Consider the following 12460-nt stretch of genomic DNA (forward strand, 5'->3'; position numbering starts at 1 on the left):
CCGCAGCTCGGCGATGCGGTCGACGCGCTCCAGCAGCTCCCGGTCGTGGCTGACGACGATCAGGACGCCGGTGCGCCAGGAGTCGACGGCGTCGTAGAGCCTGCGGCGGGCGAACAGGTCCAGGTTGTTGGTCGGCTCGTCGAGCAGCAGGACGTCGGGGCGCTCCAGGAGCAGCGCGGCCAGGCACAGCAGGACGGTCTCGCCGCCGGAGAGCTGCCCGACGGTGCGGTCGAGTCCGACGGCGCAGAGGCCGAGGGAGCCGAGCATGGCCAGGGCGCGTTCCTCCACGTCCCAGTCGTCGCCGACCGTCTCGAAGTGCTCCTCCGTTACGTCTCCGGATTCGATGGCGCGCAGGGCGGTCCGCCGTTCGGCGATACCGAGGGCCGCGTCGACGCGCAGGCCGGTGTCGAGGGTGATGTCCTGCGGCAGGTAGGCGAGGTTTCCGCCCACGGTGACGGACCCTTCCGTGGGGCGCAGGTGTCCGGCGAGTAGGCGCAGCAGGGTCGATTTGCCGGTGCCGTTGGTGCCGACGAGGCCGGTCCGGCCGCGCGGGACGGTGAGGGAGAGGCCGTCGAAGGGGCCGGTGCCGTCAGGCCACCGGAAGGTGACGTCGGAGAGGGCCACGGAGGCGCTGGGCGCGGTGGGATGGCTCATGGTGTGTTCTCGCAGTCGGAAGCATGAGGGTCGGGGGGCTTCGTGGCGAACAGCACGCGGCGACCCGGCTCGGGGACCGGAGAGTGGTGGGAGAACTGCCCTGCGCAGGTGGGGGACGGCTCGGCACCGAGGTCGCATCCACGCGGAGATCACGGGCGGCAGGCATGCCGACAGCGTCGTGACCGGTGTACGGGCCAGGCCGTACCGCGTGATGATCGCGGACCTCAGATGCGCAACGTCCACCTCTATCGGCGACAACAGGACGCGACGAGCCTACCGGAGGCCCGCGTGGGGCGTCGAGGGACTGTCTACGCGGTGCCCTGCGGGGCCTCGGTGGTGAGCGGGGGCTTCAGCGGACCGCTGCGGGGTGCGGGCACGGATGCGGTGTCCGGGAGGAACGGGGACCGGCGTACGGCGACGGTGGCGAGGAGGGCGGCGAGCCCGGCGAGGGCGAATCCGAACGGCGGAGTGGCGCCCGTGGGGTGGGTCTCGTAGACGAGCGCCGCCGAGAGCACGATCAGGACCGTGGGGATCCGGCCGTACTGCTGGGTGGCGGCCACGACCACCAGTCCCCACAGGAGGTACCAGGGCTGCACCATCGGCGAGAGCGCGACCAGCGCCAGCAGTCCCAGGCCCAGGGCGTGGACCGGTGGCAGGAGGCCCTTCATCGACCGCCGTGCCAGGACGAGGATCAGGACGACCGCCGCCGCCAGGCCGAGGTTCTGCACGAAGGACTTCACCGGTTCCGGGTCGGTGCCCAGGAGCAGGCGGCCCAGCTCGCCCAGACCGAGGCCGAGGTCGCTGACGACGGAGAGCGCCGTGTGGATGTTGCCCGCGACGCCCTGGGTCCTGAGCCAGCCGAAGCCGGTGCCGCTGACCACCGTCGCCGAACCGGCGACGGCGCAGGCGACGAGGCCGGGCGCGAGAAGCCCCTTGGCCCACCGCCGGATCTGCGGCCCGGCCGCGGACGCGTGCACCATCACGCCGATGAACAGCAGCGACACGGCGGCCGGGGACTTGACCATCATCGCGAGCCCGACCAGCGCGCTGCCGGCCACCCAGCGGCCGCGCAGCGCGAGCGCGAGGCCGGCCAGCATGAGGCCGATCATCAGGCCGTCGTTGTGCATGCCCGCGACGACGTGCATCAGCAGCAGCGGATTGAGCGCACCCAGCCACAGGGCGCGGCTCTCGCTCATGCCGTGCTCCCGGGCCAGCCGCCGCAGGGCCCAGACGATGAGGACGAGGGAGGCGAGCGCGATGAGCCGCATCGCCAGGACGGCGGGGACGATCGTGCCGCCGGTCGTCTTCGCGACGGCGGCGGAGAGCAGGAGGAAGAGCGGTCCGTACGGTGCCGGGGTGTCACGCCAGTGGTTGCCCACGCTCGCCGCCGCGTCACCGCCGATCCCGGCGGGATCCAGGCTGGAGGGGCCGAGGGTGTAGACGTCGAGGCCTTCGACGACCATCGCGCCCTGCGCGATGTAGCTGTAGACGTCGGCGCTGTAGAGCGGAGGCGTGAGCAGGAACGGGGCGGTCCACCAGGCGAGGGTGGTGAGTGTCTCGCGGACGGAGGAGGCGGTTCTGCCGTACTGCCACCAGGCGACGACGAGGACCGTGAGTCCGGCGTAGGCGAGGACGGCCGCGGCCGTGGTCACGGCGGAGCCGTGGCCGGTCCAGAGACCCCAGGGGTCGTGGGCCGGCAGCTTTCCGGAGATCCAGCCGCCCACGGCGGTCGCCAGGGCGGCGGCCGCACCCAGCCGACGGTATCCGACAGCACTCAAAGCCCACATGACCGCAGAACCTATCGGACGGTGAGCAGCGCCCTCTCCCCCGGTCCGCCGCTGGTCCTAACGCACGTCGCCCCGCCAGTCCCAGTGGTGGCCGTCGAGTGAACGGGGCGCGTACTCCGCACGGCCGCCCGGTCCGTAGGCACCTATCTCGGTGACCAGCCCGACGCCCTCGCGCAAGGCGCTCTCGCTCCAGCCGGTGACGTCCAGGAGCAGCCCGTCGAGCGGGCCGCCGACCAGCTCCCGGTAGTCGTGGCCCGGCCTCGGGCCGGGGTGCGGATCGTCGTGGTCGGTGCCGTACACCCGTCGCTGCCTCATCAGCTCGTCCATGCAGGCAGCATCCCACCGGCCACTGACAACGGCCCGGCGTGCGGGGCCATCCGGCCACGGGCGCAGGCCGGTCGTCGGCGAAGTCGCCGCCGCGGGGAGGGCACCATATGATTCAGGGACTCACGCACCGCGGAGCAGCCCATGAACCGGCGTCGGACTCCCCGCTCGGTGAGCGCCGAGGATCTGCTCACCACGTTGCAGAGCCTCACTGCCCGCGCTCGGCGGGAGGTGGAATTCCACCAGGCCAGAGTGGAACTCGCGCAGGCCCTTCAGCGCGACATGCTTCCGGCGACCCTTCCCGAGCTTCCCGGCCTCCGGTCCGCCGCACGGTACGCGCCCGCCCGTGACGGGCTGGACATCGGGGGTGACTGGTACGACGGGTTCGCGCTGGCGGACGGCGCTCTGGGGTTCGCGATCGGCGACGTCCAGGGGCACGACGTCGAGGCGGCCGCCTTCATGGGCCAGGTGCGGATCGCGATGCGGGCGATCGCGGGGACGGTCTCCGACCCGGGTGAGGTCATGGGCCGCACCAACGACCTGCTGCTGTCGGTGGACTCCGGCCTCTTCGCGACCTGTACGTTCCTGCGGCTGGACCCGCACACCTGGGAGCTGCACAGCGCGCGGGCCGGGCACGTGGCGAGCGTGTGGGGGACCGTGGACGGGCGGTCGGGCGTCACGGAGGACCCGGGGGGCCTGCCGCTGGGCATCCAGACGGGCGAGAGGTATCCCGTCACCCGGCGGACCCTGGACGCGGACGGTGCGATCGTGCTGCTGACCGACGGAGTCGTCGAGGGTCCATCGCTGGTGATCGAGGAGGGCCTCGACCGGGTACGGCGGCTGGTCGCCGCACATGCCGGGGCGAGTGCGGACGCGCTGGCCGACGGGGTCCTCGGGGCCGCGGAGCTGACGGGCCACGAGGACGACGCGGCGGTGCTCGTCCTGCGGCACGCTCCGGCCCGGGCGCGCTGACGCGAGGCGGCGGGGCGCGTGTCACCGGCCGCCTCCTCCGCGCGGCCGGTGTCTGATGAGTGCTGTGATCCGCAGCAAGGAAGCCAGACGTCGGGCCGTGTACGTGGCTCAGATCCTGGGCGTGACCGGTGCCTACTACCTGTCCGGCCGGCTCGGGCTGACGCGCCAGGTGGTGGTGGACGGCGCCGTGGTCACGCCGCTCTGGCCGCCCACCGGGATCTCGCTAGCCGCTCTGCTGTACCTCGGCGCCCGGACCTGGCCGGGCATCGCCCTGGGCGCGCTCTTCACGGTCTCCGCCATCGGTGACGCGTTCACCGTGTCCCGTCTCGGCATCGTCCTCGGGAACACGCTCGCGCCGCTGGCCGCGTACGCGCTGCTGCGGAGGGTCGGTTTCCGCAGCGAGCTGGCCCGGCTGCGGGACGGGGTCTGTCTGGTCTTCCTCGGCGCGTTCGCCGGGATGCTGATCAGCGCCACCGCAGGAAGTGTGACGCTGATGCTGGACGACAAGGTTCCGCCGGGGCGGTTCTGGCTGGTCTGGTCGTCCTGGTGGGCCGGGGACGCCATGGGGGTCCTCGTGGTCACCCCCGTACTGCTGGTGCTGAGCCGGGCGCGGTGGCCCCGGCTGTCCGACCGGTGGCCGGAGGCGTGCCTGCTCGCGGGCGTGGTGGTCGTGGCGGGGCTCGTCTCCACTCGGAGCTCGCTCTCCATGATCTACCTGGTGTTCCCGGTGATCATCTGGGCGGCTCTCCGTTTCCAGCTGCCCGGCAGCGCGCCGTGCGCCCTGGTGGTGTCGGTACTGGCGATCACCGCCGGTACGGACGCTCTGGGTCCGTTCGCGGGCCACTCGCTCATGGAGATCATGGCCAACCTCACCGTGCTCAACGGGTGCGTGGCACTCACGGCGCTGCTGCTCGGGGCGATCGTGGCCGAGCACCAGAACATCCGCCATGAGACGGAGAACGCGGTCGTGGAGCTGGAAGCGCTGGTGGAACAGCTCGCACCGCTACCGGGGCCGCCATCGACGCGGTACGACGACGGGCCGCCGTACTCCGGTCGGTGACGGGCCGGCGCGATGCCGGGCGGTGGCCTCGCGAATCCGGCACGCGAACCCGTCGGCGCGAACCCTTCAGTAGGGCAGCGGGCGCCCTGACGGGGTTCGCAGGTCGAGCGGGGGCGGCCCGGACGGGGGCGGGGGTCGACGGACAACGATGCGGATGCGGCCCATGGCCACCACCTCCTCCAGGTGACCGGTATCTGCCCAGTCGGCTCGGGTTCACACCTCGCGTCCACCGTGCGGACTCCTCGGCGCCGGCGCGGGGATGCGAGTCGGGCCGCGTGCGGTGACCCTTGATGGGTGGGGGGTGCCGAGTGAGGAGGGTCAGGCATGTCCGCACTGGACAAGATCAAGAAGATGCTCAAGGGCCATGAGGACCAGGCCGGCAAGGGCATCGACAAGGCCGGAGACATGGTCGACGACCGGACCAAGGGCAAATACAGCGGCCAGGTCGACGGCGCTCAGGACAAGCTCCGCCAGCAGTTCGGCACGGAGCGCGACCAGGACGGGCCGCCGCGCACCTGAACCGTCGCCGGTGACCGGCCGGCCCCGTCCGCTCACACCCGGTCCGTGCCACGGGTCGCATCCCGTCGCACGGACCGGGTGTGGCCTTGTCGGATGTTCCGGGGCGCGGGAGGGGCCGCGGGAGGGACCGGAAGAATTCCGGGATGCTTATCCGATTCTTGTTATCGTCCGGCCCGCACCGCATCTCCCGAGTGTGGGAAGTGACAGCACCGGACCCCGGAAGAGTGAGCACAGCATGGGCAAGGATCACGGGACGGCCTTGATCGCGGCGGCGCGGAACGGCGACCAGGAGGCCAAGGACCGGCTCGTCGCGTCGTACCTGCCGTTGCTCTACAACGTCGTCGGACGGGCGTTGAACGGGCACGCGGACGTGGACGACGTGGTCCAGGAGACGGTGCTGCGCATGCTGCGCAGCCTGCCCGAGCTGCGGGACCCGGAGAGATTCCGTTCCTGGCTGGTGGCGATCGCCATGAACGAGATACGCCGGCACTGGCGCGAGGGCCAGTCGGACGCAATCTCGGCCGGCCGGCTGGACGACACGTTCGATCTGGCCGATCCGCGCGCCGACTTCGTCGAGCTGACCATTCTCCGGCTCGGGCTGACCGGCCAGCGGCGCCAGGTGGCGGAGGCGACGCGGTGGCTGGACGAGGACGACCGCGCGCTGCTGTCGCTCTGGTGGCTGGAGACGGCGGGCCATCTGTCCCGGGCCGAGGTCGCCGCGGCCCTGGAGCTCACCCCGCAGCACACCGCCGTACGCGTGCAGCGGATGAAGGCCCAGCTGGAGGCGGCCCGGGTCGTGGTGGGCGCGCTGGCGGCCGACCCGCCGTGCGTGCTGCTGGAGGACATCCTCGCCGGCTGGGACGGGATCCCGTCGGCCCTGTGGCGCAAGCGGCTGGCCCGCCACGCCCGCGACTGCACCGTCTGCTCGGGCCACGGCTCGGGGCTCGTACCGGCGGAGGGGCTGCTGGTCGGTCTGGCGCTGGTCCCGGTGGCCGGGGCGGCGGGAGGCGCGGTGGCCCCGGAGCTGCTGACGACGGCCGCACACCTCACGGTGCCCTCCACCACCGGTGCCGGACGGGCCGAGCGCCGGCGCGGTCAGGTACGGCGGCGGCGCCGCAACTCGGCCATCGCCGCCGTGATCGCCGTCGCCGCGCTCGGGACCGGTGGCGCGGCCGTGCACCTGTACACCGACGAGGAGGACCGGGACGCGACGACGCTCAGCGCCGGGGTCCCGTCCGAGAGCGCGACCCTCCCCACCGCGAGTGACGGCCCCTCCCCCACGCCGACGACCGCGTCACCGTCGGCCAAGGCCTCGTCCGCGTCGCCGTCGGCCAGCGCCTCGCCGTCGGCGAGCCCGTCGGCCGAGCCGAAGCCGAAGCCCTCACCGACGAAGAGCACCCGGCCGCCTGCCCCGAGCACCGCCGCCCCGGCCCCGCAGCCCCCGCCGCCGCCGGCGCCCGCTCCGCCGGCCTCGGAGGACGGCGAGGTCCTCCAGATCGTCAACGCCGAGCGAGCGAAGGAGGGGTGCGAGCCGGTGACCTCCAACGATCTGCTGGCGACGGCGGCGCGGCGGCACTCCGCCGACATGGCGGCCCAGGACTACTTCTCCCACACCTCGCTGGACGGCCGCGACCCGGGCGACCGGATCACCGCGGCCGGATACCGGTGGAGCACCTACGGCGAGAACATCGCCAAGGGCCAGCGGACTCCGGCCGATGTGATGGAGTCGTGGATGAACAGTCCGGGCCACCGCGCGAACATTCTGAACTGCTCGTTCAAGGAGATGGGCATCGGAAAGGTGGACTCCGGCGGCGGGCCTGTGTGGACGCAGAAGTTCGGGACACAGTGAGGGTGATGCGGTGGCCTTCCCGGTGCCCTTTTACGAGCCGGCGGTGACCTTTACGGGCACGCGATGGCCTCAGGGGCGCGCAGTGATCTTTCACCTGGCGGAAACGCCGGTGAAGCACCGCCTCCACCTCGGTGATCCACACTGGTGGCAGCGCCCGGGCCGATGACGTCCCCCGGCGGATCCCCCTCCCCCTGTGGACCGGAGCCCGGTGGTGTCACCCGTTTCCCCTCCCGCGCCACGGCCGCTGCCGCTCTGGCTCGGCCATGTGCTGCGCACCCAGCGCGGACCTGTCCACGGTGGTGCGGTGGTGCGCGGGGCGCTCGCCATGCTGCCGCTGCTCCTCGCGGTCATCGCCGACCGGCCGACAGCGGGTGTTCCGGCTGCGCTGGGGGCGATGTTCGCCGGGATCAACGACCGGCCGGGCGGTCGGCGCTCGTCCGTCTCGCGGGTGGGGATCCCTGCGCTCGCGGGTGGAACCGGGCTGCTGATCGGGTCGGCGCTGCCGGCGGTCGGTCCGCCGGGCGCCGCGTCGTTCGTGCTGCCGGTGCTGCTCGGTCTGCTGGGGCTGGTCGCGGGGGCGCTCAGCTCGACGGGGCCCGTGGCCTCGGCGTGCGGTACGCAGTTGCTGGTCGCGGCGGTGGTCGGGGCGGGCATGCCGCTGCCGGAGTCCGGTGGGGAGCGGGCGCTGCTGTTCCTGGCAGGTGCGGGGTGGGCGCTGTTCCTGCGGCTGGTGCTGCCGTCGCGGCGGCGGACCGCCGCAGGCCCCTACCGGTACGACGGTGAGCGCGAGGCGGTGGCCTCGGTGTACGCGGCGGTGGCCGAGCTGCTGCGCGCGGCGGGCGGTACACGGGCTCCGGCCCGGCGGGCGGCGCTCACGGCCGCACTCGACCAGGCGCAGGACGCGCTCTCCGGGCCCCGGCTGCGGCGGCAGGCGCGTTCGGCGGCCGAGCGGCGGCTGCACGCCCAGTACACGGCGGCGCTGCCGCTGGCCGAGGCGGCGACGGCGCTGGCCTGGGCCGGTGAGCCGCTGCCCGACCGGGTCGCGGAGGGGCCGCTGCGGCTGGCGCGCGCGGTGCGTACGGGAAGTCCCTGCGGGTCGCTGCCGGCGCCGGTACGGGCCGGTGCGGGGTTCCGCGCGCTGGACGACGCCCTCCTCGCGGCTGCGGAGGCGTTCGACCACCGGGCCGGCCAGTCGTTGCGGACCGCGCGCCGGCGGTCCGGGCTCGCTCCGCTGCTGCGCCGGGCTTTCGGGCCGGCGGGGCGGGAGTACGGGTTCCGCGTGGCGCTGTGCTGCGGGATCAGTGCGGCGGTGGCACTCGGCCTGGAGCACGAGCACTGGTACTGGATGCCGGCGACGGCGGTGTTCCTGGTGAAGCCGGATCTGGGGCCGCTCGTCTCCCGCGTGCTGAGCCGGGCCGCGGGGACGGTGGCGGGCGCCGCCGTCTTCGCCGGATTCCTCGCGCTGGCAGGAGCATCAGTGGCGGGAGTGTCGGTGGCGGGAGTGTCGGTGGCGGGAGTGTCGGTGGCCCAGCCGCTGGTGGCCGTCGCGGCCGTCGCCGTGTGCGGGGCGCTGATCCCCGTCGCCACCCGGCACTTCGCCGCCCAGACGGCGGTCGTCACGGTGCTGGTGCTCTCCCTCGTCCTCCTGGCGGGCGAACCGCAGGCCGCGTGGGGCCGGGTCGTGGAGTCGCTGACGGCCTGCGCGATCGTGCTGCTGGCGGGACATCTGCCGCTGCCCGGACAGCGGGGCCACCGGGTGCGGGACGCGGTGGACACGGCGGTGGCGGCGGCGCACCGGTATCTCCGCCACGTACTGGCCCACCCTCAGGACGGCCCGGGGCGCGGGGCGCTGCGCCGCGACGCCTACCGCTCGCTCGCCGTGGCGCGGGCCGCGCTGGACCTCTCGGCGGCCGAACTCCCGCCGGTCGCGGGGAGTACGGCCGCGTTCGAGGAGGTGGCCGGCGCCGTGGAGCGCCTCGTGGACACGACGACGGCCTGCGCGGTCCACCTCCACGACCCGGCCGCCGCGCTGCCTCCGGCGCACGCCGAACGGATCGCGGCGCAGCTGGCCGATCTGGACGCGGCGCACCGCGCGTCCAGGCGGTCCGGCGTGCCTGCCTGACGGGACGTCCGGCGGTGGGCCCCGGACGACGCGTGGTCCACCGGGCGGCGGGCGGCAACCGTCGCGCGGCCGGGATCCGGGCGGCCGCCTCCGGGCCGCACCGGATCCCGGCCGGCTCAGCGCAGCAGCAGAGTCAGCGACGTACCGACGCAGGTGACCGCGCCCACCGCCACGACCGAGAGCGCGACGCAGCGGGCCCGGAGCCGCTCGTAGCGTGCGCTGTACTCCCCGCGCAGTTCGGCCGCGCGGTCGCGGACCCGGGTGAGCGATTCGCGGGAGACGGCGACCCGGTCGGTGAGGTAGACGCGTTCCACGTCCTCGCGCTGGGCGGTGGTGAGCCAGGGCAGCTCGTCGGTGAAGCGGCGCGCCTGCGCTCGCGCCCTGTCGAGTTCGGCGTTCCACAGCAGGTAGCCCTCCAGCTGGGCCAGGCCGCGGGCGCTGTCCTTGTCGGGGTTCACGCGTCCTCCTCTCGTCGCACTCTCCGGTTCGGGGCGGGCCGCGCTCACTCCTGGTTGTCCCCCGGCGCCACGGTCACGGAGGTGTCGTGCCGGTTGGCGGCCTCGTCGATCACCCGCAGGGAAGGGTGGTGCAGGTCGAAGGCCGGGGATTCGGAGCGGATCCGCGGCAGGGTGACGAAGTTGTGGCGCGGCGGCGGGCACGAGGTCGCCCACTCCAGCGAACGGCCGTAGCCCCACGGATCGTCCACGAGGATCTTCTCGCCGTACTTGGCGGTCTTCCAGATGTTGTGGAAGAACGGCAGGAGGGAGAGGCCGAGCACGAAGGAGGAAATGGTGGAGATGGTGTTGAGCGCGGTGAATCCGTCCGCCGCGAGATAGTCGGCGTAACGGCGTGGCATTCCTTCGGCACCGAGCCAGTGCTGCACGAGGAACGTTCCGTGGAAACCGATGAAGAGCGTCCAGAAGGTGATCTTCCCGAGCCGCTCGTCCAGCATCTTGCCGGTGAACTTCGGCCACCAGAAGTGAAATCCGGCGAACATCGCGAAGACGACGGTGCCGAAGACCACGTAATGGAAGTGCGCGACGACGAAGTACGAGTCCGAGACGTGGAAGTCCATCGGCGGCGAGGCGAGAATGATGCCGGTCAGTCCTCCGAAGAGGAAGGTGACCAGGAATCCGATCGACCAGAGCATCGGGGTTTCGAGGGAGATCGACCCCTTCCACATCGTGCCGATCCAGTTGAAGAACTTCACACCGGTCGGCACCGCGATGAGGAAGGTCATGAACGAGAAGAACGGCAGCAATACCGCACCCGTGACGAACATGTGGTGCGCCCACACGGTCGCGGAGAGTCCGGCGATGGCGATGGTGGCGGCGACCAGACCGATATAGCCGAAAACCGGCTTGCGGCTGAAGACCGGGAAGATCTCGGTGACGATGCCGAAGAACGGCAGAGCGATGATGTAGACCTCTGGGTGTCCGAAGAACCAGAAGAGGTGCTGCCACAGCAGCGCGCCGCCGTTGGCCGCGTCGAAGACGTGGGCGCCGAACTTGCGGTCCGCCTCCAGGGCCAGCAGGGCGGCGGCCAGGACCGGGAAGGCGAGCAGGACCAGGACACCGGTCAGCAGGACGTTCCAGGTGAAGATCGGCATGCGGAACATCGTCATGCCGGGGGCGCGCATGCAGATGATCGTGGTGATGAAGTTGACCGAGCCGAGGATCGTGCCGAAGCCGGAGAAGGCCAGACCCATGATCCACATGTCGGCGCCGATGCCCGGCGAGCGAACGGCATCGTTTAGCGGCGCGTAGGCGAACCAGCCGAAGTCGGCGGCCCCTTGGGGCGTGAGGAAGCCGGCCACCGCGATGAGCGAGCCGAAGAGGTACAGCCAGTACGCGAACATGTTCAGCCGCGGGAACGCCACGTCGGGCGCGCCGATCTGCAGCGGCATGATCCAGTTGGCGAATCCGGCGAACAGCGGCGTCGCGAACATCAGCAGCATGATCGTGCCGTGCATCGTGAACGCTTGATTGAATTGTTCGTTCGAGATCAGCTGGGTTCCGGGCCGCGCCAGTTCGGCGCGCATCACCAGGGCCAGCAGTCCTCCGACGCAGAAGAAGGCGAAAGAGGTGGTGAGATAGAGCGTGCCGATCGTCTTGTGGTCCGTGGTGGTCATCCACTTGACGACGACGTTGCCCGGCTCCTTGCGCCGTACCGGCAGTTCGTCCTCTTCCGCGGCACCGGTCTCCACCGGTTGCGAGATGCCCCTCGTCGTCACTGCGACGCTCCTTCGGTCAACGGCCCGTATGGACTCGGCGACCAGGATGGACCCGCGGTGATCGGTCCGGTGGGACATCCTTCCCCGTCCCGTGCGAGCGCCCGGCAAGGACACTCAAATGGCCCACACCGAACTGCACCGGTCCGGAATAGCCGACCGGACAGCGGAGTTGGTGGAGCGACAGAACCACCTCTGTCCACTCAGCAAGTACCGGAAGGTCGGATCCATGAAGATCGGCATCATCGGCGCGGGCAACATCGGCGGAAATCTCACCAGGCGCCTGACCGCACTCGGACATGACGTGTCGGTCGCCAACTCCCGCGGCCCCGAGACCCTGACGGCCCTGGCCGAGGAGACCGGAGCCACGCCTGTCGCCGCGTCCGAGGCGGCGCGGGACGCCCGTGTCGTCGTCGTGACCGTCCCGCTGAAGGCCGTACCCGACCTGCCCGCCGGGTTCCTGGACGGGGCGGCGGACGGCGTCGCGGTCATCGACACCGGCAACTACTACCCGCAGCGCGACGGGCGGATCGCCGCCATCGAGGACGGGCTGCCGGAGAGCCGGTGGACCGAGCAGCAGATCGGCCACCCGGTGATCAAGGCCTTCAACGGGACGTACGCGCAGGACATCCTGGACCGTGGCCGTCCGCAGGGCACCCCCGGCCGGCAGGCGCTGCCGGTGGCCGGCGACGACCCGGCGGCCAAGCAGGCCGTACGCGACCTCGTCGACGAACTCGGTTTCGACACGGTCGACGCGGGCGGCCTGGACGATTCGTGGCGTCAGCAGCCGGGGACGCCGGTGTACGGCTTCCAGGGCGACGCGGACGCGATCGTGAAGGCGCTGGCGGAGGCGTCGCCGGAGCGCACGGCTGAGTGGCGCGCCTGATCCAGCGCCTGATTTCCGGGGCGGGCGGACCGGCGGTTTGCGGGACGGGCGGCCCGG

General features: G+C 72.1%; 10 protein-coding genes and 1 pseudogene. 6 read left to right on the forward strand and 5 right to left on the reverse strand.

Annotated features, from left to right (window positions below; translation table 11 throughout):
* Positions 1-42: 42 nt before the first annotated feature.
* The 3 genes and pseudogenes from ACIRR8_RS12750 to ACIRR8_RS12760 all read right to left on the reverse strand — a co-directional run.
* A pseudogene (locus tag ACIRR8_RS12750) lies at positions 43-792 on the reverse strand (ATP-binding cassette domain-containing protein); the annotation flags it as partial.
* A gap of 170 nt (positions 793-962) precedes the next feature.
* Positions 963-2441, reverse strand: a complete 1479-nt coding sequence (gene mptB, locus ACIRR8_RS12755; protein WP_404062790.1) for a polyprenol phosphomannose-dependent alpha 1,6 mannosyltransferase MptB — start codon at positions 2439-2441, stop codon at positions 963-965.
* A 57-nt stretch (positions 2442-2498) separates the two neighbouring features.
* A complete protein-coding gene (locus tag ACIRR8_RS12760) occupies positions 2499-2768 on the reverse strand; it encodes a hypothetical protein (protein WP_404062792.1) in 270 nt (89 codons plus the stop codon).
* 141 nt (positions 2769-2909) lie between these two features.
* Here ACIRR8_RS12760 and ACIRR8_RS12765 point away from each other — a divergent pair, with 141 nt between their 5' ends.
* The 5 genes from ACIRR8_RS12765 to ACIRR8_RS12785 all read left to right on the forward strand — a co-directional run bounded on the left by ACIRR8_RS12765 (position 2910) and on the right by ACIRR8_RS12785 (position 9287).
* Positions 2910-3737 carry a PP2C family protein-serine/threonine phosphatase gene (locus tag ACIRR8_RS12765; RefSeq protein WP_404062795.1) on the forward strand — a complete coding sequence of 276 codons (828 nt, stop codon included), beginning with the start codon at positions 2910-2912 and terminating at the stop codon, positions 3735-3737.
* A gap of 64 nt (positions 3738-3801) precedes the next feature.
* On the forward strand, positions 3802-4797 hold the full coding sequence (locus ACIRR8_RS12770) for an MASE1 domain-containing protein (RefSeq protein ID WP_404064282.1): 996 nt from the start codon (positions 3802-3804) through the stop codon (positions 4795-4797).
* Between the two features lie 324 nt (positions 4798-5121).
* Complete coding sequence (locus tag ACIRR8_RS12775) at positions 5122-5316, forward strand: antitoxin (RefSeq protein WP_404062797.1); 195 nt, start codon at positions 5122-5124, stop codon at positions 5314-5316.
* A gap of 235 nt (positions 5317-5551) precedes the next feature.
* Entirely contained in the window at positions 5552-7165 is a 1614-nt protein-coding gene (locus ACIRR8_RS12780; protein ID WP_404062799.1) for a sigma-70 family RNA polymerase sigma factor, read from the forward strand.
* Between the two features lie 325 nt (positions 7166-7490).
* On the forward strand, positions 7491-9287 hold the full coding sequence (locus ACIRR8_RS12785; protein ID WP_404064285.1) for an FUSC family protein: 1797 nt from the start codon (positions 7491-7493) through the stop codon (positions 9285-9287).
* Positions 9288-9403: 116 nt separating this feature from the next.
* Here ACIRR8_RS12785 and ACIRR8_RS12790 read toward each other — a convergent pair whose 3' ends face one another.
* Positions 9404-9745 carry a hypothetical protein gene (locus tag ACIRR8_RS12790; RefSeq protein WP_404062802.1) on the reverse strand — a complete coding sequence of 114 codons (342 nt, stop codon included), beginning with the start codon at positions 9743-9745 and terminating at the stop codon, positions 9404-9406.
* 44 nt (positions 9746-9789) lie between these two features.
* On the reverse strand, positions 9790-11520 hold the full coding sequence (gene ctaD, locus ACIRR8_RS12795) for a cytochrome c oxidase subunit I (RefSeq protein ID WP_404062804.1): 1731 nt from the start codon (positions 11518-11520) through the stop codon (positions 9790-9792).
* Positions 11521-11638: 118 nt separating this feature from the next.
* Between ctaD and ACIRR8_RS12800 the strand changes: the two genes are divergently transcribed.
* Positions 11639-12403, forward strand: a complete 765-nt coding sequence (locus ACIRR8_RS12800; RefSeq protein WP_404062807.1) for an NADPH-dependent F420 reductase — start codon at positions 11639-11641, stop codon at positions 12401-12403.
* Positions 12404-12460 lie beyond the last annotated feature (57 nt).

This window comes from Streptomyces sp. NPDC101178 (assembly GCF_044767965.1).
Taxonomy (GTDB): Bacteria; Actinomycetota; Actinomycetes; order Streptomycetales; family Streptomycetaceae; genus Streptomyces.